Origin of the sequence: Streptomyces sp. NPDC051567 (genome assembly GCF_044454165.1) — a bacterium.
Taxonomy (GTDB): Bacteria; Actinomycetota; Actinomycetes; order Streptomycetales; family Streptomycetaceae; genus Streptomyces.
The window spans coordinates 223,242-244,684 of sequence record NZ_JBITDK010000004.1; the positions used below are offsets into that span (position 1 = coordinate 223,242).

The window sequence follows — 21,443 nt, forward strand, 5'->3', positions numbered from 1 at the left end:
CCCGTCCTGTCGGTGAGGGCGCGCGGGTCTCCCGCCGCACACGAGGTGCGGCGGGAGGTTCCCGCCGTGCGGGTGGTGGGGCTACTGGACCGGGATGTCCGGGTGCGTCGGCTGCTGGGCACACGAGGACGAGCCCTGGCAGGAGCAGGAGCCGTGGGAGGCTCCGCCTTCGGGCAGTGCGGCCGTGTCACGCATCGAGGTCACGGTGAGGTCGCCGAGGTCGAGTTCGTCGATCGCGAAGATCGAGGTGTCGGTGGTGGGGTTCATGGTCGTCTCCTTCGGTGAGGGGCTTGTGGCCGGAGGTGCGGGGTGTGCCCGGACGATCAGCCCGCGATCGTCTGGGGGTGATCGATCGGCGGGGCGCAGGAGGAGGAGCCCTGGCAGGAACAGGAGGCCCAGGAGGCCCCGCCCTCGGGCAGCGCCGCCGTGTCACGCATCGAGGTCACGGTGAGGTCGCTGAGATCCAGGTCCAGGTCCTGGAGGCCGAATTCGGAGGTGCGTGCCATGTCGGACATACGTGTCTCCCGGAAATGCGAAGGGAAAATCGGATGTGTAGTGGTTGAAACACGGTAGCCCTCGGGGACCCCTTTGCAGGTGCCCGGGGACGTGTTCTGTCTCAGTCCGTCAGGTCCGGGCCGGTGGGCCCGTTCACGACGGCTGACGAACGTCGATCCGGCCCTTCCCGACCCGGACTTCATCCGGGCCGGTGGTGCGACCTGTCCCCAGGATCACCGGGGAAACTGAAGAAACGCTGGAGCCGAGATCCAGTGCGCTTCGCACCTGTCGGCGGGCGTGGACGGCGGACGGAATTCACGGACAATCCGGCGGGGCGGGTGGATGCCCGGACCCGCTCCGGAGCGGGGGGCGCGAGGGGTGCGGGGGCGGACGGGTCCGTGGGCCGGGGCCTGTGTCCGCCGACCGTACGGAGCCGCCGACCGTACGGAGCCGGCGGCCGTGAGGGGCCGGTCTGCGGACCACCGGCCTCGCGGACCTGACGGGCCCGCCGCCCGCCCCTCCCCGGCACGGGGGTGTCACATGCGGTGGTGCCCGGTGGCCCGGTCGAAGAATTCCGGTAAGAGGGGGCGCTGCGGCCGAAAGGGGCGGCAGGCCGTGCGGGAATTCCGGTTCCCCGCAGGCGCGGTGGGCGGATGATCTACCGGGCCACTCCTTCTCCCCTGATCCCGCCGATGACCCACCGAATGATCATTCGCACGGAAGAGCAGAGCGAAAGGAAATTCCGCAGGCACCCGACCGGAATGCGGAATCGAATGCGGAAATAAAATACAAAGCCGGAACCGGGGCCGCGTCATTCCCGACCCGTCCGCGCAGGACTCCAAGGCGGGTCCGGGAAGGCCGTATCCGTCAACTCCCCGGCCGGTGTACGGCCCCGCCGTCGATACGCCGATGCCCCGCCCACCGGAGTGGACGGGGCAGGGCGGGCGGTGCGCCGGAGGCGGACCGCCGGGGCCGGGCTTCCGGGTCAGACCGCCGGAACCGGGTAGGTCGGGTACTCCACCCCGGACACGTGCTGGACGACACGGATGACCTGGCAGGAGTAGCCGAACTCGTTGTCGTACCAGAGGTAGAGGATCGCGTCGTCGCCCTCGACCTTGACGGCGCCCGCGTCGACGATCGAGGCGTGGCGCGAGCCGATGAAGTCGCTCGACACCGCGTCGGGGGCGGTGATGAAGTCGATCTGGCGGCGGAGCGGCGAGGCCAGCGAGACGTTGCGGAGGTAGTCGAGGACCTCTTCGCGGGTGGTCGGGCGGGCGAGCCGCAGGTTCAGGATCGCGATCGAGACGTTGGGCACCGGGACGCGGATCGAGCTGCCGGTGATCTTCGCGTCGAGGTCGGGCAGTGCCTTGGCGACGGCGGAGGCGGCGCCGGTCTCGGTGATGACCATGTTGAGCGGCGCCGAACGGCCCCGGCGGTCGGAGTCGTGGTAGTTGTCCAGCAGGTTCTGGTCGTTGGTGAACGAGTGGACGGTCTCCACGTGGCCGCGCAGGACGCCGTACTCGTCCGCCATCGCCTTGAGCGGCGGGACGATCGCGTTGGTGGTGCAGGACGCGCAGGACAGGATCTGCTCGTCGTCCTTGATCGTGTCGTGGTTGACGCCGTGGACGATGTTGGGGACGTCGCCCTTGCCCGGAGCGGTCAGGACGACCTTGGCGATGCCGGGGCGCAGGTGCTTCGAGAGGCCCTCGCGGTCGCGCCACCTGCCGGTGTTGTCGATGAGGATGGCGTCCTTGATCCCGTACTCCGTGTAGTCCACGAAGGTCGGGTCGTCGGAGTAGATCACCGTGATCTCGTTGCCATTGGCGATGATCTTGTTGTTCGCCTCGTCGACGGTGATCGTGCCCTGGAACTGGCCGTGGATGGAGTCACGGCGCAGCAGCGAGGCGCGCTTGACGATGTCCTGGCCCGCGCCCTTGCGGACGACGATGGCGCGCAGCCGCAGGCCGTTGCCGGAGCCGGCCTTCTCGATGAGCAGGCGGGCCAGGAGGCGGCCGATGCGGCCGAACCCGTAGAGGACGACGTCGCGCGACTCGCGGCGCTCGATCTTGCCGGGGCCCGTGGCCCCGGCGACGGCCCCGGCGGTGAACTCCTCCACCGAGAGGCCGCGGTCGTCGGCCTTGTACGTCGCGGCGAGCATGCCGATGTCGATCTGGGAGGGGCCGAGATCGAGAGTGGTGAGGGCCTGGAGGAACGGCAGCGTCTCGGTGACCGAGAGCTCCTCGCCGGCGATCTGCCGGGCGAACCGGTGGGTCTTGAGGATGCTGACCACCGACTTGTTCACCAAGGAGCGGCTGTGGAGCAGGACCGTGACGTCCCGTTCCCGAAGCAGCTTCCCGATGATCGGGATCATCGACTCCGCGATCTCCTCGCGGTTCTTCCAGTTGGTGAACGAGTCGTCGTTGACAGTCACAGGTTTCTCTTTCGAGCTAGGCAGCGCTCATATGCTAACCCCCTGGTGCTTTGATCATTCAAGCGGTACCACCCGGACCGGGCACCGGGATCGGCGCCCCGGTCACGCCGGGCGAGGAGATGGGTGGACATGCGGCATAAGCCCATGCCGTACGGGGTGATTCAGCCCGTTCCGCTCCCACTCCCCTCCCCTACGCCCCCTTTCCCCACGCCCCCTTCCCCCCGCCCCGTCGTGCGGACCGGGTGCGCCGGTTTCGTCACGCCCCGGCGGTACCGGCCGCCCGTGCCCGGGGGGCGCCGCGCGCGGCGAGCAGGTGCGCGACCGGATCGGCGCTGCCCGAGGCGCTCAGTTCCTGCACCAGTTCGCAGTTCCTGGCGATCCTGTCGGCGACCCACTCGCGCAGCCACGCGGACAGCTGGGCGAGCGGCAGGCCGGACGGGGCCAGCCCGGCGAGCACGCAGCCGGTCGCCGCGGCGCCGCCGACGTTGACGACCACGTCCGGCAGGACGGTGCGGCCGGACTCGCGCAGCAGCCGTCGGGCCGGTGCGGTGCAGCTCATGTTGCCGCCCTCGACCACCATCGCGGCGCGGACCTCGGGCACCGCCTCCTCGTCGACCGCGGACGCGGACGCCGCCAGCACCAGGACGTCGGCGTCGACGTGCAGCCACGCCCGCCCGGACCCGTGGACCCTGGCCGAGGCGGGCAGCCGGGTCCGGTCGATCGTGCCGTCGCCGCTGGTGAGCGCGGTGAGTTCGGCGACGGGCAGTCCGCGCTGGTCCTCGATCGTGCCCTGGACGTCGGCCACGGCCACCACCAGGTGGCCGTGGGCGGCCAGGTGCCCGGCCACCGCCCGGCCGACCGTGCCGAAGCCCTGGATCGCGATGCGCCGCGGGGTCCGCGCACCGGAGGCGCGCAGGGCGCCGAGCACCGCGACGGCCACCCCGAACCCGGTGATGTCGCCCATGCGGTCCCACAGTTCGCCCCAGCCGACGGTCAGGCGGGTCGCCCCGGCCCGGTGGGCGACGTCGTACCCGGCGGCCTCGAAGGCCACGCTCCGGTCGGCGTAGGTGGTGCCCTGGTCGCAGCCCAGGTACACCCCGCCGTGCAGGAGCGGGGCCGCGGCGCGGCCGAACGCCCGCATCACCGTGTGCCGTGGGACGGCGGCCCCCGGGCCGGGCGCGATGCCGGCTTTGGCGCCGCCGATGGGGAGGCCGACCAGGGCCAGTTTGTGGGTCATGGCCCTGGCCAGGTCGGCCAGTTCCCGCTCGGTCACCGTGGGGGTCATCCTGGTGCCCCCCATGGCCAGTCCGTCGACCATGGAGTCGACGACGACCCACCCCCGCGCTCCGGTCTCCGGCAGGTGCAGCGTGGTGGAGAGCAGGGGCCGCGTCGCCCCGGCCGCACCGTGCGGTGAGAGCGTCCGGTTCACCGCGCGCCGGTTTCCGGGGCGGTCTGCGGTCGCAGGCTCCGGGGGCGCATGTCCGTCCATACGCGTTCGATGTGCGCCAGACACTCCTCCTTCGTGCCCTGTGCGCCGGTCTCGTGCCAGCCGGCCGGCACCTCCCGGTCGGCGGACCAGATCGAGTACTGCTCCTCGTCGTTGACGACGACCTTCCACTGCTCGTGCATTTCGCCGGTCATGCCGGTACCTCCGGGTGTCGGTGTGTGGTGCGCGCTCCGCCGGGGCGGCGGGGCGGGTGGGACCGGTGTCAGGGCACCGGTGGTGATCGGGGCGCGTCCGCGGGGACCGGCGCCGTCGGTGGGCTGCCGCCGTCGCCGCGGCAGCGGTCGAAGTCGTCCAGCCATCGCGGCAGGCTGTCGGCGCGCAGCAGGCCCGTCCCGACGAGCACACCGGCGAAGCCCTCCCGCACCAGCCGGGCGGCGTCCTCGGGGCGCCGGATGCCGCTGGCGCTCACCGGACACCGGGTGCCGCCGCTCAGCAGCGCGGGCAGGAGCGCCGTGCTCCGTCCGATGTCGGCCGCGCCGCGTTCGCGGGTGGCGATGTCCTTGTTGTTCACGGCGACCACGCACTCCTCGGCGCGTGGCACCCGGCGGCCCTCCTCCTCGGTGGCCACCTCGACGAACGGGGTCAGGCCGAGCCGCAGGCCGTGGTCGACCAGGTTGCCCAGGGTGGAGCGCGGCAGCAGCGCGGCCGTGAGCAGGACGGCGGACACGCCGCTCTCGCGGGCCCGGTCCAGCTGGCTGCGGCGGGTGAGGAAGTCCTTCTGCAGCAAGGGGAGGTCGGTCGCTTCCGCGACCTCGCGCAGCAGGTCGGGGGTGCCGCCGAACCACCGCCCGGTCACCACGGAGAGGCACGGCGCTCCGGCGTCCTGGTACGCGGCGACGATGCGGGCCACCGGTCTGCCGCCGAACAGGTCGCGGCCTGCGGAGTCCTGCCGCTTGAGCTCCATGATCACCGGTCGGCGGGCGCTCAGCAGCGCCTCGGTGAACGTCGCCGTCATGGGCCCGTCCCGGTGTCGTCGGTCGCCCGCCAGCCCCGTCGTACGGCCGTGACCCGGTCGGCCCGCAGCCGTCCGCCGGGGTCCCTGGCCGCCGTGTCCACGTCGATCCCCAGGAAGAGGGGGTGGTCCGCCACGGCCCGGTAGTCGTCCCGGTTCCCGGCCGTGATTCCCCCGGCGAGCAGGAACGGCCGGGACACGCGGTCCGCGATCTCGATGACGGCCCCGCGGTCCACCGGCCGGGCGGTGCTGCCGATCCGGCCGTCCCCGGTGACCGAGTCCAGCAGGAAGACGTCCGTTCCCGCCCGCTCGTACGCCGCGATCAGGGGCCGCTCCACGCAGCCGTCCGCGCCGAGGTGCAGCACCTTGATCACGGTGAGGTCCGCGGCGTCCTTCAGCGCGCGGACCGTGCCCGGCGGCTGGTAGCCGTGCAGTTGGACCCAGCGCACCCGCGCGGCGGCCGTCGTCTCGCGCAGTGCCTTCACGTCGGCGAGGAAGGTGACGAGGACCGGCCGGAGCCGTGCCGTGCGGTGCGCGGCCCCGGCCAGCGCCGGCAGGTCACCCGCCGGCAGCTCCGCGTGTCCTCCCGGGACGCCGTGCCACAGGCCGACGAGGTCGGCTCCGGCGGCGTCGAGGAGTTCCACGTCCCCGGCCGAGGTGGCTCCGCATATCTTGACCAGCATCAGGTGTCACAGCCCCAGCATCGACGCGATGCGGTTGCGCTGGATCTCCGAGGTGCCCGAGTAGATCGGTCCGGCCACCGCGTCGCGCAGGTCCTTCTCCAGGCCGTACTCGGTCAGGTATCCGCTGCCGCCGAAGATCTGCACGGCCGCCAGGGCGGAGGAGAGGTTGTTCTCACTGGCGAGGAGTTTGCCGATGGAGATGTCCGTGGTGACGTTCTCCCCGGCCGTCAGCCGTTCCGCCGTGTCGTAGAGCCATTTCTGTGCGGTGTCCAGGCCGATCTTCATGTCCACGATCTTGTGGGAGACCGACTGGTAGGAACCGATCGGCTTGCCGAACTGGATGCGTTCCTTGGCGTGTTCGACGCAGCGGTCGAGCCGGTACCGCATCTGTCCGGTGGTGATGACGAAAGAGCACAGGATCTCCCATTTCATCACGTGGTCCATGATCAGGAATCCGGAGCCGACCCGGCCGATCACGGCGGACGCGGGAATCCTGCACTCGTCGAAATGGAGTTCGCTCAGCGGTGAGGTCCGCAGCCCCATCTTGGCGACGGGTGCCCCGACGGACAGCCCGGGGGTGTCCCGCTCCACGAGGAAGGCGGTGATGCCGAAGGGTCCGCCGTCCGGGTGGGTGCGCGCGTAGACCACGAACACGTCGGCCACCGGGCCGTTGCTGACGAAGGCCTTGCCGCCCCGCAGCACGAACGCGTCGCCCTCGCGGGTCGCCGTCGTCCGCATGGCCAGTGCGTCGGAGCCGCTCTCGGTCTCGCTGATCGCGTGCGCCCCGATCGTCGCGCCCGAACAGATCCCCGGCAGGTAGCGCTCCTTGAGCGCCTGCGACCCGAACCGTTGCAGGGGAACGCCGCAGCTGACCATGTGGGTGGCGACCGAGAAGTTCAGTCCGCCGTCACGGCAGCCCGCGCCGAGTTCTTCGAGCACGTACAGGGTGGTGAGCAGGGACTGGCCGAGCCCGCCCCACCGCTCGTCGAACGGCAGGCCCAGGATTCCGGATTCCTGGACGAGCTTCCACTGGTCCTGCGGGAAGACGCCTTCGGCGTCCCGCTCGATGTGGCCCGCGCTGAGCGGCTCGCACCAACGGGCGAGGCCCTGGCGCAGGGCGGTCTGGTCGGCGTTCCATCTGATCATGTGTCAGCCCTGTCAGTACTGGGAGAAGTCGGCCGAGTCCAGGCTGTGCCGTTCTCCTCCGCGCAGCGCGGGCGAGAACACGCACACCAGACGGAGGTCCTCCTCTTCGCCCGCGATCAGGAAGTGCGCGTCGTGCTGATCGAGTGCGTAGAAGGTGCCGGGTTCGATCGGGTGGGACGTGCCGTCGGAATCCACCACCTCTCCCGTGCCCTTGATGCAGTAACAGGCCTCCAGGTGACGCCGGTACTCCAGTTTGGACTTGGTCCCGGCGCGTACCGTGGTGTCCGTCATCGAGTAGCCCATGCCGTCGGATTCGAGAAGAAATCTGCGGCTGAGCCCGTTGCCCCAGTCCACGGTCGTCACTTCGTCAAGGCGTCGGACAATCATTGGGTGGACCTCCTACCCGGTTGGATGAACATGGTGATTACCGCGAGTCCGGCGAAGACGCCGAGCGCGGTGAGATCGGTGAAGTCTGCGGAATCGGTGAGATCGGTGAGATCGGCGAAAGGGTCTGGAGGAAGGAGTGGAATTCCTCGACCACGTCACGCTGTCCGGCGAGGGCGTGCTCGATCCGGGCGACCCCGGCGCTGCCCACCACCGCGGCGTCGGCGCCGAGGTCGTGCAGCATGTCGATGTCGGCCCGCGAGCGGACACCGAATCCGACGGCGACCGGTACGGTGGCCGCCTTCTTCAACGTGGCCACCGCGGCGGCCAGTTCCTCGCGGCCGGTGGTGAGGGCGCCGCCGCTGCGGCCGTAGTGGGCCACCAGGTACAGGTACGCGGAGGCGTGCTCGGCGGCCTCGGCCTTCACCTCGGCCGACGAGGTGGCGTAGCAGGTGGCCACCATGGGCAGCCCGGCCCGGCGCACCGCTTCGCGGTAGGCCGCCCGCAGGCGCGGGGGCAGGCCGTGGACGAGCAGTCCGTCGGCGCCCGCATCGGCCGCCCGGCGGACGAAGTCCGGCAGGGACAGGGGCTTGACCGTGTGGCTCCAGTCGGCCAGCAGGGCGACCCGCAGGTGACGCAGCCGGGGCCGGACGGCGCCCAGGAAGCCGAGCACCTCGTCGAGCCCGGTGCCGTCGGCCAGCGCCCGCCGCGCCGACCGGCGGTTGACCGCTCCGTCGGTGACCGAGTCGGGGAAGGGCACCGCCAGTTCCAGGCAGTCGACCCGGTAGTCGTCGAGCATCCGCAGGAGGTCGGCCAGTACGGGCAGCGGCGGGTCCCCGGCGTTGAGGAAGACCGCCAGGCCGGGCCGGTCCGGCGGGCGCCGCGCGAAGAACTCGCTCACCGTGCGCCCCTCCCGCCCGCCGGGCCGTCCACCGGCCGCGCCCGCAGGCGGTCGACGAGGGCGCGGGCGGCGCCGCCGCGCAGGGTGTCGTCCGCCGCGGCGACCGCCTGCGTCCACTCCTCGAAGAGCCCGCCGGCGACGGCCAGCGCGGCGGCGTTCAGGCAGACGGTCCGCGTCGCGAGACCCGTGCCGTTCCCGGACAGGACCCCGAGGAAGTGGTCGACCACCGCCGCCCCGGAACCGGCGGGCGACAGCTCGGCGAGCGTTCCGGAGGCCGGGCCGAGCGCGCCCGCCCGCAGCCGGAAGGAGCCGGTGGCGGCGTCGGTGCCGGCGGCGTCCGTGCCGGTGCTGGTATCTGCGTCGGTGGCGGTATTGGTGTGGATGACGTTGTCGACGGAGCTGACCAGTTCGTCGATGCCCAGCTCATTGGCGCACAGCCAGATCTTCCGGTCGGTGACGGTGGCCGCGGCGTGCCGCAGCGCGGGCAGCAGCGTGTGGTCGGAGACGCCCACGAGCTGGGCGGAGACCGGCATCGCGGCCAGGAACGGCCCGACCGTGTTGATGAACCCGCCGAGCGCCCGCAGGTCCATCGGAAGGATGCTCTTGGCCAGCGACATCACCTCGCGGGGGTACACGAAGTGCCCGGGGAAGGCGATGCCGAAACGTTCCAGCACGGCGTCGGTCTGCTCGTAGGAGCTGGTCAGCTCGATGCCGAGCAGGTCGAGCAGGTCGAAGGAACCGCAGGTGCTCGTATAGGCGCGGGAGCCCGTCTTGACCACGCGGACACCCATCGCGGCGGCGGTGAACGCCGCCGCCGTGGAGATGTTGAACGTCCTCGGCCCGCCGCCGGTACCGACGATGTTGACGGTGTCGTCCAGCCGCACGGTGACGGGCGGGCGGCGCTCGTCGAGCGAACGGAGCAACCCGCTCAGCGTGTCCTGGTCGGGCATGCGGGTGGACAGGGAGGCCAGCAGCGCCACCGTCTCGCCGCGCTGGAGACCGCCGTCCCGCAACCGGTCCCAGAAGGACCGCCACATCTGCTGGTCGGCGGAGCGGTCCCGGGCGAGCAGCGCGCTGAGCACTTCGTGCATGACTAGTCGGACTCCGGCCGGAGCCCGTGGGCGCGCTCGATGAAGCCGCTGATCGCGTCGACGGAGCGGAAACTGTCCGGGGCGAGTTCGAGTTCCTCGGCGCGCAGGTCGAACCGGTCCTCCAGCCATGCCATCGTCTTGAGCAGGCCGAGGCTGTCGATGACCCCGCCGTCCACAAGATCGTAGTCGGAAGCCAGTTCGGTTACGCTGACGTCCGGCAGGAACTCGTCGATGATGAACTGCTTCACGACCGCGGTGTGTTTCACGTCAGCGTTCCTTCGTTCGGCCGTGCCGGGCGCGGGCCCGTCCGGCTGGGGCGGGGATGAGAGCTTTCGAGGAGCATGTGGTTGATCTTTCCGGTGGACGTCCTCGGCAGCGGGTCGTCCACGATCCGCAGGACCGAGGGGATCGCCGCGGGGGGAAGCCGCTCGGCGCAGTGCCGGCGCAGGACCAGGCTGTTCAGCCCGCTGTCCGCGGTGCGGTGCACCACGGCGTGGAGCAGGCGGCCCGCCACCGGATCGGGCACCGTCACCACTGCCGCCTCGACGACTTCCCGGTGGGCCAGCAGGACCTGCTCGACCTCGTGGGTGTTGACCCGTGCGCCACGGACCTTGACCTGGTGATCGTTTCGGCCTTCCAGGGTGATCCGGCCGTCCCGGTCGCGGCGCACGAGGTCGCCGCTGCGGAAGTGGCGGACCTCCTCCTGTCCGTGGAGGTGGTCCGCGAACCGGTCCGCGTCCTGTTCCCGGCCGAGGTAGCCCTCGGTCTGGAACGGTGTCGCGACATGGAGTTCACCGGCGCCCGGTCCGGTCAGGACCGTGCCGTCGGCGCCGACGATCACGGCGTGGACCCCGGGCAGCGGGCGGCCGATCGGGACCGGCCCGCCCGCCGGTTCGGTGCCGTCGACCTCGTGCAGGAAGCTGTCGTTGGTCTCGGTGCAGCCGTAGACGTTGTAGAGCCGCGCCGCGGTGAACAGCCGTGGCAGTTCGGCGAGACAGCCGGCGGGCAGGGTGTCGCCGGTGAAGATGACGTGCTCGACCGTGTCGAGCGGCCGGCCGTCCTGCCCCGCCGCGTCGATCAGCAGCCGGAAGAACATCGGCACCGCCTGGACGATCCGCACCTCGTGGCGGGCGACGAGATCGAGCAGGTGCCCGGCCCGGGTGGCGTACGCCGGGTCGACCAGGACGACACGGCCGCCGTGCTTGAGCGTGGCCCAGATGTCCAGCAGACACAGATCGAAGTTGAGCGGGGCGTAGTTGAGCACCGTCGTGCCCCGGCGGATGCCGAACCGTTCGCCCGCCCAGTCGGTGAAGCGGTCCACCGCGCCCGTGCTCAGCGGCACGATCTTCGGCTGCCCGGTGGAGCCGGAGGTGGTGAACATGAAGGACACGTCGGACGGCCGGGTGGGACGCGGCTGCGCCGGTCCGGCCGCCGGGGCCGGAGCCGGGAGCGGCGGTCCGCTCTCCGGTGAGAGGATGTGCCGGCAGCCCGCCTGTTCGAACAGCCGGTGCAGCACTTCCGGGGGCAGCGTCGGCGAGGGCAGCAGGAACCGCCGCCCTTCCATCAGACAGGCGAGCACCAGGGCGATCGCCGACGGCGACTTGGCGGCCAGGATGCCGACCGGTTCGTCCGCGCCCGGCGCGAGCCGGGTGATCCGGGCGCGCTCCCGGTCCGCCCGCTCGTGGAGTGCGCGGTAGGTCGTCTCCTCCCCGTGCCAGACCAGCGCCGGATCATCCGGGTGAGCCGTGGCATGGGAGACAAATGAAGTAACTAATTTCTGCTGCATCGTCCTGCGCTTCTCCGAGTTCATGCCCCGAGTTCATGCGACGGGTTCATGCGACGGGTTCTCTTGAATCATTCGGTCCCATGACGACCCGGCATGCCAGTCATGACAGTGCTGACCGGCCGACCCCCGGCAGCAAACGAATTTATCATGCGGCTACGCCTGCAAATCACCAGGACATTCGGACAAGTGCCGTTCGCACAGGGCGTATTCACACCCTCACGCCTCTTCAGCATGGCATCTGACCAGCACTGACGCCTCATCCTTATCAGATGCGGGATCAGGTTCGCATAAATGGCGGTGCGACAGGGGGCGTTGGCCTTGCGCCGAGGCGATGCTATCCATCGAACCGGTCCGAAGGCCACAAAAATTTCTTGACGCCTCTTCTTCACTGTTTGATCTTGCCGAGCGGGACGGACGTCATCTAGCATCCGCCGTACTGCTCGCAATGTGGCGAATCGGCGGGGCTTTCCGTATCCCTGGAAGAGTTCCCGGTCGCCGTGAAAGGTGAATCCATCATGCCTGGCCCTGATCGGCTCGTGGACGCTCCGGCAGTTCTTTCGTTCGCGCAGCAACGGCTGTGGTTCCTCGACCGGCTCCGGCCGGGCCGGCCGGACCACAACGTCCCGGTCGCGGTCCGTCTGCGGGGGCGGCTGGACCAGGGGGCGCTGGTACGGGCGCTGGACGAGGTCGTGCGGCGGCACGAGGTGCTGCGCAGCAGGATCGTCGTCACCGACGACGTCCCGCACCAGATCACGGAGGAGACCGGGACGTTCGTACCGGCCGTGACCGATCTGACGCACCTGCCGTTCGAACAGGCCCAGGAGCGGGCCCGGGAGCTGGTGGCCGCCGACACGGCCACCCCGTTCGATCTCGCGACCGCGCCGATGCTGCGGGCCCGGCTGATCCGCGTCGCCTCCGACGAGCACCTGCTGCTGCTGGTGGTCCACCACATCGCCTTCGACGGCTGGTCGTCGTCGGTGCTGTGGCAGGAGTTCTCCGCCGCGTACCGGGCCGCCGTGGAGGGCCGGCCGGTCGTGCTGGAGGAACTGCCCGTCCAGTACGCGGACTTCGCCTCCTGGCAGCGGAGCGCCCAGGACGGGGCGGCGCTGCGGGACCAGCTCGACCACTGGCGGGAGCGGCTGTCCGGGCGGAGCCGGGAGGTGTTCCCGCCGGACCGGCCGCGCCCCGCGTTGTGGTCGGGCCGGGGGGACCAGGTCGGGATCGAGATCCCCGCGGAGTTCACGGACCGGATACGGGCCCTGGGGAGCGCCCACGAGGTGACGCCGTTCATGACGTTGCTGGCCGCTTTCCAGGTGCTGATGGCGCGCTGTTCGGGGCAGCCCGACGTGCCGGTGGGGACACCGATCTCCGGGCGGAACCGGATCGAGGTGGAGCCGCTGATCGGGTTCTTCGTCAACACGCTCGTCCTGCGCACCGACCTGTCGGGCGACCCCGGCTTCGCCGAGGTGCTCGGCCGGGTGCGCCGGTGCGCGGTGGACGCCTACGCCCACCAGGACGTCCCGTTCGACCGGCTGGTGGAGGAGGTGCGGCCCGAACGCGACCTCGGCCGGCACCCGCTGTTCACGGTCATGTTCCAGATGGACGAGGTGCCCGCGCTCCCGGCGGACCTGCCGGGCCTTGAGGTGAGCGCCCATCAGGTCCCGTACACCGTGGTGAAGTTCGACGTCGAGGTCTCCCTGACGGACCGCGGTGACCACTTCACCGGGGTCGTCCGCTACGCCACCGACCTGTTCGACCGCGACACGATGCGGCGGCTCGCCCAGGACTACCGGTCGCTCCTCGATCACCTCGTCGGCGCTCCCGGGGAGCCGCTATCGGCGTGGGAACCGTCGCTCGGCCCACGGGTGGACCCCTCCGGTCCGGCCGCGTCGCCCGGCGCCGGGCCGGACGGGCGCGGCGGCGCGCCCTCCACCGAGACCGAGCTCCTCGTCCTCGACGTCTGGTCCGAGGTCCTCGGCGTCGCCCCGGGCGGCGTGCACGACGACTTCTTCGAGCTGGGCGGGCATTCGCTGCTCGCCTCGAAGGTCATGTCCCGGCTCGGCCGGGCGCTCGACCTCGAACTGCCGGTCGCCCTGCTGTTCTACCACCCCAGCGTCACGGAGCTGGCGGACGCCATCGACGCGGCGCTGCTGCACGACCTCGACGGCGCCCCCTCCGAAACGGCGCCGCCACCCGCCGGAGCACCCGCGCTTCCCGCCGGAGCGGCTCCGCTCCCCACCGGAAAGGGGCTGTGACCATGGACGCGCAGCACCCTCGGCCCCGGCCGGACGCACAGGCCGACACCGCGCGGGCCGGCTCCGTACCGGCCGGTACCCGGGCCCTGCTCGACCAGCGCGTGCGCGCGGCCCGGAAGAAGGCCGCCGAGGGCGGCGCGGGACCTTCCGTGCCGCCCCGCCCCGAGGGCCCGCAGGTCGCGTCGTTCACCCAGGAACGCATGTGGCTGATCGAGCGGCTCTTCGACGGCCCCGCGATGTACAACGTCCACGAGGTCTTCCGGCTGCGCGGCCCGCTGGACGTGGCCGTCCTCGGCCACGCCCTCTCGGGGCTGATACGCCGGCACGAAGTGCTGCGCACGGTCTTCCCCGAGCGGGACGGACGGCCCGGACCCCTGGTCTCACCGGCCCGGCCCCTCGCACTCACCACGACGGACCTGCGGGACGGGCCGGCCGGGCGCAGGACCGGGCGGGCCCTCGCGCTCGCCCACGCCGAGATCCGGCGCCCCTTCGACCTGACCGCCGCCCCGCTGCTGCGCGCGTCGCTGCTCCAGGTCGGCGAGGACGACCACTTCCTGGTCGTGGTCGTCCACCACATCGCGGTCGACGGCTGGTCGATGCCGCTGCTGTGGGACGACCTGGCGGCGCTCTACCGGAGCGGGCTGGAGGGGCGGGAGCCCGAGCTGCCCCCCTTGCCGATCCAGTACGCGGACTTCGCCCACTGGCAGCGCGGCCGGCTCACCGGTGAGCTCCTGCGGAGCCAGCTGGAGTACTGGGAGGACCGGCTCTCCGGTGTGCCCCCGCTGGAACTGCCGACGGACCGGCCGCGCGGCCCGGTCCGCTCGGGCCGGGGCGAGCGGACCACGTTCACGGTGCCCGGGGAACTGGTCGAACGGCTGCGGCTGGTGGGGCAGCGGCACGGCGCGACGCTGTTCATGACGTTCCTCGCCGCGTTCCAGGCGTTGCTCTCCCGCTACAGCGGACAGAGCGACGTGGCGGTCGGCACACCGGTCGCGGGCCGGACCCGTCCGGAACTCGACCCGCTGGTGGGTTCGTTCATCAACACCCTGGTCATCCGGACCGACCTGTCGGGCGATCCCAGCTTCGCCGACCTCCTCGGCCGGGTCCGCCGGACCTCGGTGGACGCCTACGCCCACCAGGACGTGCCCTTCGAGCGGCTGGTGCAGGAACTGCGGCCGGAGCGCGGTCTCGACCGCAACCCGCTGTTCCAGGTGCTGTTCTCGGGCCTGTCCGACACCGTCGCCGCGCTGCGGCTGCCGGGGCTGGAGGTCGAACAGGTCCCCCTCGACAACGGCACGGCCAAGGTCGATCTCAGCCTGGTGATGGCCGAGGGCCCGACGGGGGCGACCGGTACCGTCGCCTTCGACACCGACCTGTTCGACCGTGCGGGCGTGGAGCGCCTGACCGGCCACTACCTGCGGCTGCTGGACGGGGTGGCGGCCGACCCCGGCCGCCCCGTCTCGCGGGTGGACCTGCTCACCGACGCCGAGCGCGAACAGCTCCTGGTGGAGGCCAACGCCACCGAGGCGCCCGTTCCCTCCGACCTGTGCGTGCACGAGCTGATCGAACGCCAGGCCCGGACGACCCCCGACGCGGTGGCGGTCCGCTGCGGTACCGAGCGGCTGACGTACCAGCAGCTCGACGAGGACGCCAACCGGCTGGCCCGGCACCTGCGCGAGCGGGGCGCGGGGCCGGATCTCCTGGTCGGCGTGTGTCTGCCGCGCTCGGTGGAGCTGGTCGTGGCGCTGCTGGCCGTACTCAAGTCCGGCGCCGCCTACCTGCCGCTGGACCCGGAACTGCCGTCCCGGCGCCTGTCGTTCATGCTCGCCGACGCCTCCGTGCCGCTGCTGGTCACCCGGAGTTCGCTGGCCGGCCGGCTGCCGGAGAACGACGCCACCATCGTGTGGACGGACACCGAGGCGGACCTGATCGCGGCCCGGTCCCAGGACCCGCTGCCGGCCCGCGCGACACCGGCCGGCCTCGCGTACTCGATCTACACCTCCGGCTCCACCGGCCTGCCCAAGGCCGTGCTGGTCCCGCACGAGGGCGTGGTCAACTACCTGGTGGTCCGCGGCCGGCAGCTGGCCCTCGACAGCTGCGACGTCGTCGCCTCGGTGGCCTCGATCTCCTTCGACGTCCTCGTCCCCCAGGTGTTCATGCCCCTGGCCCGGGGTGCGAGCGTGGTGATCGCCCCGTCGGAGGTCGCGGTCGACGGGCCGCGGCTCGTGGAGATGATGCGCGCGTTCGGCGTCACCACGCTCATGGCCACACCGGCCACCTGGCTCCTGCTGCTCGACAACGGGTGGGAAGGCGGCCGGTTCCAGGCGATCTGTGTGGGTGAGCCGCTCCAGCCCCGGCTGGCCCGGCGTCTGCTCCGCGTGGTCTCCACCCTGTGGAACGGGTACGGCCCCACCGAGGCGTCCGTCGGCTGTGTCACCCACCGGGTGGACGCCGTACGGGACCTGGACCGGCCGGGCGGGTCCCTGCCCATCGGCCGCCCGCTCGGCAACCTCCGGGTCTACCTCCTGGACGAGGCCGGGGCTCCGGTTCCGGTCGGGGTGCCGGGTGAGATCCACATCGGTGGCGTCGGTGTCACCCGGGGGTACGCCGACCGGCCGGGGCTGACCGCCGAGCGGTTCGTGCCCGACCCGTTCGGCGGCGACGGCCGGCGGCTGTACCGCACCGGTGACCTGGCCCGGTACCTGCCGGACGGCAGCCTCGTCTTCCTCGGCCGGACCGACGAGCAGGTGAAGATCCGGGGATACCGCATCGAACTGGGCGAGATCGAGACCGCGCTGTGCGCGCACCCCGAGGTCGCGCGGGCCGCGGTGACGGTGCTGGGCAGCGGGACCGACACCGAGCTGGCCGGTTACGTGGTGTGGCGGGAACGGCCCGGTGATCCGGTGGCCCTGCGACACTTCCTGCGCGAGACCCTGCCCGAGTTCATGGTGCCCACGACGTTGACCGTGCTCGACGGCATCCCGTTGACCAGCAACGGAAAGGTGGACCGCGGGGCCCTGCCCGCTCCCGTCCGCCGCGGTCCCGAGGTGTCCGCGCTGCCGCCCCGGGACCTGCTGGAGCTGCGGATGACCGGGATCTGGGAGCGCGTACTGGGCGTCCGGCGGGTCGGTGTGCGGGACAACTTCTTCGAGCTGGGCGGGCATTCGCTCAGGGCGGTCCAGCTCATGGAGGCGGTCCGGCGGGAGCTGGGTGTCACCGCACCGCTCAACACCGTGTTCCGTCATCCCACCGTCGAGGGCCTGTGCGCGGAGCTGCCCACCGCGTCGGCCGCGCTGCGGCAGCCGGTGGTCCCCCTGGTGGAGGGTGACCGGCGCAAGGCTCCGCTGATCCTGGTGCACCCGCAGAGCGGTGACGTGTGCTGCTACCTCCCGCTGGCCGGACACCTCACGGCGGACCGGCCCGTGTACGCCCTCGAAGCCGTCGGCTACAACACCGACGACCAGCCGCTGGCCACCGTCGAAGAGCAGGCGGAGCGCTACCTGCGGGAGGTGCGGGCCGTGCTGCCCGAGGGCCCCTGTCTGCTGGCGGGCTGGTCCTTCGGCGGGCTGGTCGCCTTCGAGATGGCCCGCCTGCTGGAGGCGCAGGGGCGCCCGCCGGCGTTCCTCGGGATCATCGACGTCGGGGCGCCCGGCTCCATGAGCGGGGCGGCCGGCCGCGACGTGAGCGGGGCCGCCCGGTTCGCGATCGCCTCCGGGCTGCCGGCGCGGGACGCCGGTGACCTCGGCGGCCTCGGCGGCCTCGGTGACCTCGGTGACCTCGATGAGCAGGACGTCCTGTCGCTGCTGCTCAGCGACGCGCACGCGCGGGAACGGCTCCCCGCGCGGGTGCGCACCGACCAGATGCGGCGCATGGTGCGGGTCTTCGCCGCCAACGGTGACGCCGTCCCGCGCTACCGCCCGACGGCGCGGCTCCGTACGCCCGTCCACCTGTTCACGAGCACCGAGGCCCATCCCACGCTCGCCGACCCGGTGGTGGTTCCCGCGCTGTGGCGAGAGCGCACCGAGGGGACGCTGAGCGTCGTCGAGGTGCCCGGCAACCATCACGACATGCTGTCGCCGCCGCACGTCGCGTCCTTCGCGAAGGCGCTGTCGGCAGCCCTGGAGGACATCCGATGAGCACGGGACACGGGATGCCGCTGTCGTCGGCGCAGTCCGGCATCTGGTTCGCCCACCACCTGCGTCCGGACAACCTCGCCTACAATACCGGCGAGTACCTGGACATCCCCGGTCCGGTCGACGGGGAACTGTTCGAGCGGGCGCTGCGGCGCGTGGTGGACGAGACGGAGTCGCTGCGGGTCCGTTTCACCGTGGGCGCCGACGGCCCCCGGCAGAGCGTCGCCCCGGCGCCCGGCTGGTCGATGCACCGGGTCGACCTCGCCTCGGCGCCCGATCCGCGGCGGGCGGCCGAGGAGTGGATGCGCGCCGACCTGTCCACACCGGTCGACCTCACCCGCGGTCCGCTGTTCTGCCAGGCCCTGCTCAGGATCGCGCCGGACCACTTCCTGTGGTACCAGCGGGTCCACCACGTCCTGGTCGACGGTTTCAGCATGTCGCTCGTCGCACGGCGGGTGGCCAAGACCTACACCAGGCTGGCCGAGGGCGCGGACGGCGCGGGTGCCGCCTTCGGTCCGCTGAGTCTTCTGCTGACTCGTGACGCGGACTACCGCGCCTCGGAACAGCGGGTGCTGGACCGGGCGTTCTGGCGGGAACGGACGGCCGGCCTGCCGGCTCCCGTCAGCCTCGCCGGGCGGTCGGCACCGGCCTCGGACCGTTTCCTGCGGCGCACGAGCAGCCTCCGCGCGCCCACCGTGGCCGCGTTGCGGCAGGTCGCCCAGCAGGCCGGGACGAGCTGGCCCACGGCCCTGATCGCGGCGGTCGCCGCCTACTTCCACCGGCTCGGCGGCGAGCGGGACGTGGTGCTCAGCATGCCGGTGACGGCGCGCGCGGACTCCTCCGGGCGGGCCGTCCCCGGCATGGTGGCGAACGTGGTGCCGCTGCGGCTGCGGGTCCGTCCGCAGCGGGGTCTGTCCGCGCTGGTGCGGCAGGCCGCCGAAGAGATCGGCGCGCTGCGGGCGCACCAGCGCTACCGCAGCGAGGACCTGCGCAGGGAGCTGGGCCCGGACCGCTCGGACCAGGTCCTGTTCGGCCCCGTCGTCAACATCATGGCCTTCTACTACCGCCTGGACTTCGCCGGTGTGCGGGCCACCGCGCACAACCTGTCGAACGGGCCGGTCGAGGACCTCTCGTTCTCCGTCTACGACCGCTCCGACGGCACCGACCCCCGGGTCGATCTCGACGCGAACCCCCTGCTCTACTCCGACGCCGAACTCACCTCCCACCAGCAGCGGTTCCTGGGCTTCCTGGACGCCCTCCTCACCGCCGGGCCGGACCGGCCGATCGGCGCGGTGGACGTCCTCACCCCCGAGGAGCGGCAGCTGACGGTCGTGGCGAGGAACCGCACCGCGCACCCGTTGCCGGACACGACCGTGCCGCAGGCCTTCGCGGCCCAGGTCGCCCGCGCACCCGACGCGACCGCCGTGGTCCTCGGCGGCGCCACGCTCTCCTACGCCGAACTGAACGCCCGCGCCAACCGGCTGGCCCACCGGCTGATCGCGAGGGGTGTGCGCGGCGAGAGCACGGTGGCCGTGCTCATGGAACGCTCCGCCGACGTGGTGGTGGCGGTGCTGGCGATCAGCAAGGCGGGCGGCTGCTACGTGCCGCTGGACACCCGCTCCCCGGTGGCCCGCCTGCGTCTGGTCATGGCCGGAACGCGGGCCCGGGTGCTGCTCACGCACCGGGCCACCCAGGACCACGAACTGGCCCACGGCACACCGGTGATCGTCGTCGACGCCGACCCCGGGCTCGACGGGGAACCGGCCACCGACCCCGTCGTAGCGCTGCGTCCGGACCACCTGGCCTGTGTCCTGTACACCTCGGGGTCCACGGGCACGCCGAAGGGTGTGGCCCTGAGCCACCGCAACGTCCTCAGCATGACCTCGCAACGGTGCTGGCGGGGCGGGAGCGGCCCCCGGGTCCTCGCGCACTCCCCGCACGCCTTCGACGCCTCCACCTACGAGTGGTGGGTGCCGCTGCTCAACGGGGGCCAGGTGGTCATGGCCCCGCCCGGCGAGCTGGACCTCGCGACCCGGCACCGGCTCGTCGTCGACCACCGGGTCAGCGCGCTGTGGCTGACGGCCGGGCTGTTCCGGGTGTTCGCCGAGGAGTCCCCCGGCTCGCTGGCACAGGTGGACCAGGTGTGGACCGGCGGTGACATCGTCCCGGCCGACGCGGTACGGCGGGTCCACGCGCACTGCCCGGACACCGTGGTGGTCGCCGGGTACGGCCCGACCGAATCCGCCACCTTCACCACCCGCACGGTGCTGGAACCCGGCCGGGCCGTGCCCGAGGTCGTGCCCATCGGCCGGCCGATGGACAACCGGCGGGTGTACGTACTGGACCAGGCGCTGTCACCGGTGCCGCCGGGAGTGGCGGGGGTGCTGTACATCGCCGGTCCCGGTGTGGCGCGCGGCTACCTGGGCAACCCCCGGCTGACGGCCGGCCAGTTCGTGCCGTGCCCGTTCGGCGCACCGGGTGAGCGGATGTACCGCACCGACGACGTGGTGCGGTGGAACTCCGGCGGCGAGCTGGAGTTCCTCGGCCGCGCCGACGAACAGGTCAAGCTGCACGGCTTCCGTATCGAGCTGGGCGAGATCGAGGCGGTGCTCGCCCGGCATCCCGGTGTCGCCCAGGCGACCGTGGTGGCCCACCCGGACGCCCCAGCCCCGGGCTCGGGCTCGGGCTCGGGCTCGGGCTCGGGCGACAAGCGTCTGACCGGCTACGTCGTACCGGCCGGGGACCAGGACCTGGACGTGGCCTCGCTGCGGGAGCACGCCGTGGCGGCGCTGCCCGACTACATGGTGCCCTCGGCGATCGTCGTGCTCGGCGGTTTCCCCCTGACCCGCAACGGGAAGATCGACCGGGCCGCGCTGCCCCTGCCGGACCTCGCGCCGCCGCCGTCCGCGCCGGGGACCGGGACCCCGGTGGAGGAGGCCCTGTGCGCGCTCTTCGCCGAGGTGCTGGGCCGGTCCGCGGTCGGCGTCCACGACGGTTTCTTCGCGCTGGGCGGCACCTCCCTGCTCGCCACCCGCCTGGTCAACCGGGTGCGGGTGAGGTTCGGCCGTGAACTCACCCTGGGCGCCCTGTTCCAGGCCCCCACACCGGCGCGTCTGGCCGCGGCGCTCGACAGCGCCCCGGACACCGCGGCGGTCCCGGGCCTCTCCCGGCGGACCGTACCGCCCGTACCGACCGTACCGCCCGTACCGCCCGTACCGCCCGTACCGCCCGTACCGCCCGTACCGCCGACAGTGACCACAGGAAGTGTCTCGTAATGCCCCACCCCGTCCCTCCCGCCGTCCCTCACCCCGACGGCGCCCCGGCGACGGCGGGGGCCTCCCTCGTCCGGCGCTACTACCGGACCGTCGACTCCGGGGACGTCCCCGCGCTGGTCTCCCTGTTCACCCCGGACGCGCGCTACCACCGGCCCGGCTACCCGCCGATGACCGGGCACGGCGAACTGGAGCGCTTCTACCGCGACCAGCGGGTGATCCGCTCGGGCGTCCACACCCTGGCCACGGTGGTCTCGGCCGGTGACGAAACGGCGGTGCACGGGCTGTTCCGCGGTGTGCTGCACGACGGCCGTCAGGTCGAGCTGCGGTTCGCGGACTTCTTCCGCACGACGCCGCAGGGGCTCATCTCCTCGCGGGACACCTTCTTCCACGTCCCGGCGGTCTGA

Annotated in this window: 17 protein-coding genes; 4 read left to right on the top strand and 13 right to left on the bottom strand. The window is 72.1% G+C overall.

Annotation, left to right across the window (positions count from 1 at the left end; translation table 11 throughout):
- Positions 1–81: 81 nt before the first annotated feature.
- From ACIA5F_RS06950 to ACIA5F_RS07010, 13 genes are all read right to left on the bottom strand, one after another.
- Positions 82–267 (bottom strand): thiazolylpeptide-type bacteriocin, encoded by a 186-nt coding sequence (locus ACIA5F_RS06950; protein ID WP_399349961.1) that lies wholly within the window; start codon positions 265–267, stop codon positions 82–84.
- Between the two features lie 56 nt (positions 268–323).
- Positions 324–515, bottom strand: a complete 192-nt coding sequence (locus ACIA5F_RS06955) for a thiazolylpeptide-type bacteriocin (RefSeq protein WP_399349963.1) — start codon at positions 513–515, stop codon at positions 324–326.
- A gap of 965 nt (positions 516–1,480) precedes the next feature.
- Positions 1,481–2,926, bottom strand: coding sequence for a glyceraldehyde-3-phosphate dehydrogenase (locus tag ACIA5F_RS06960; RefSeq protein ID WP_399349965.1), 1,446 nt, complete (start codon positions 2,924–2,926; stop codon positions 1,481–1,483).
- A 256-nt stretch (positions 2,927–3,182) separates the two neighbouring features.
- Positions 3,183–4,355: a Glu/Leu/Phe/Val dehydrogenase dimerization domain-containing protein gene (locus ACIA5F_RS06965; protein WP_399349967.1), complete on the bottom strand. Its 1,173-nt coding sequence runs from the start codon at positions 4,353–4,355 to the stop codon at positions 3,183–3,185.
- The gene (locus ACIA5F_RS06970; RefSeq protein ID WP_399349969.1) at positions 4,352–4,567 is read right to left on the bottom strand and encodes an MbtH family protein; all 216 of its coding nucleotides are present in this window, start codon (positions 4,565–4,567) and stop codon (positions 4,352–4,354) included. Before ACIA5F_RS06970 ends, ACIA5F_RS06965 begins: the two co-directional genes overlap by 4 nt.
- Positions 4,568–4,635: 68 nt before the next feature.
- Positions 4,636–5,388 (bottom strand): indole-3-glycerol-phosphate synthase, encoded by a 753-nt coding sequence (locus ACIA5F_RS06975; protein ID WP_399349971.1) that lies wholly within the window; start codon positions 5,386–5,388, stop codon positions 4,636–4,638.
- Positions 5,385–6,068 carry an N-(5'-phosphoribosyl)anthranilate isomerase gene (locus ACIA5F_RS06980; protein WP_399349973.1) on the bottom strand — a complete coding sequence of 228 codons (684 nt, stop codon included), beginning with the start codon at positions 6,066–6,068 and terminating at the stop codon, positions 5,385–5,387. The genes ACIA5F_RS06975 and ACIA5F_RS06980 overlap by 4 nt, the downstream gene beginning before the upstream one ends.
- Before the next feature lie 6 nt (positions 6,069–6,074).
- Positions 6,075–7,214, bottom strand: a complete 1,140-nt coding sequence (locus ACIA5F_RS06985) for an acyl-CoA dehydrogenase family protein (RefSeq protein ID WP_399349975.1) — start codon at positions 7,212–7,214, stop codon at positions 6,075–6,077.
- A gap of 12 nt (positions 7,215–7,226) precedes the next feature.
- The gene (locus tag ACIA5F_RS06990; RefSeq protein ID WP_399349977.1) at positions 7,227–7,601 is read right to left on the bottom strand and encodes an ectoine synthase; all 375 of its coding nucleotides are present in this window, start codon (positions 7,599–7,601) and stop codon (positions 7,227–7,229) included.
- Between the two features lie 37 nt (positions 7,602–7,638).
- A complete protein-coding gene (trpA, locus tag ACIA5F_RS06995) occupies positions 7,639–8,499 on the bottom strand; it encodes a tryptophan synthase subunit alpha (RefSeq protein WP_399349979.1) in 861 nt (286 codons plus the stop codon).
- Positions 8,496–9,590, bottom strand: a complete 1,095-nt coding sequence (locus ACIA5F_RS07000) for an anthranilate phosphoribosyltransferase (protein WP_399349981.1) — start codon at positions 9,588–9,590, stop codon at positions 8,496–8,498. The genes trpA and ACIA5F_RS07000 overlap by 4 nt, the downstream gene beginning before the upstream one ends.
- A 2-nt stretch (positions 9,591–9,592) precedes the next feature.
- Complete coding sequence (locus ACIA5F_RS07005; protein WP_399349983.1) at positions 9,593–9,856, bottom strand: acyl carrier protein; 264 nt, start codon at positions 9,854–9,856, stop codon at positions 9,593–9,595.
- Positions 9,853–11,400: an AMP-binding protein gene (locus ACIA5F_RS07010; protein ID WP_399349985.1), complete on the bottom strand. Its 1,548-nt coding sequence runs from the start codon at positions 11,398–11,400 to the stop codon at positions 9,853–9,855. Before ACIA5F_RS07010 ends, ACIA5F_RS07005 begins: the two co-directional genes overlap by 4 nt.
- Before the next feature lie 491 nt (positions 11,401–11,891).
- Here ACIA5F_RS07010 and ACIA5F_RS07015 point away from each other — a divergent pair, with 491 nt between their 5' ends.
- The 4 genes from ACIA5F_RS07015 to ACIA5F_RS07030 are packed head-to-tail and all read left to right on the top strand — an operon-like array spanning position 11,892 to position 21,443.
- Positions 11,892–13,631: a condensation domain-containing protein gene (locus ACIA5F_RS07015; RefSeq protein WP_399349987.1), complete on the top strand. Its 1,740-nt coding sequence runs from the start codon at positions 11,892–11,894 to the stop codon at positions 13,629–13,631.
- 2 nt (positions 13,632–13,633) lie between these two features.
- Positions 13,634–17,767: an amino acid adenylation domain-containing protein gene (locus ACIA5F_RS07020; RefSeq protein ID WP_399349989.1), complete on the top strand. Its 4,134-nt coding sequence runs from the start codon at positions 13,634–13,636 to the stop codon at positions 17,765–17,767.
- Complete coding sequence (locus ACIA5F_RS07025; RefSeq protein ID WP_399349991.1) at positions 17,764–21,039, top strand: amino acid adenylation domain-containing protein; 3,276 nt, start codon at positions 17,764–17,766, stop codon at positions 21,037–21,039. The genes ACIA5F_RS07020 and ACIA5F_RS07025 overlap by 4 nt, the downstream gene beginning before the upstream one ends.
- Entirely contained in the window at positions 21,039–21,443 is a 405-nt protein-coding gene (locus ACIA5F_RS07030; protein ID WP_399349993.1) for a nuclear transport factor 2 family protein, read from the top strand. Before ACIA5F_RS07025 ends, ACIA5F_RS07030 begins: the two co-directional genes overlap by 1 nt.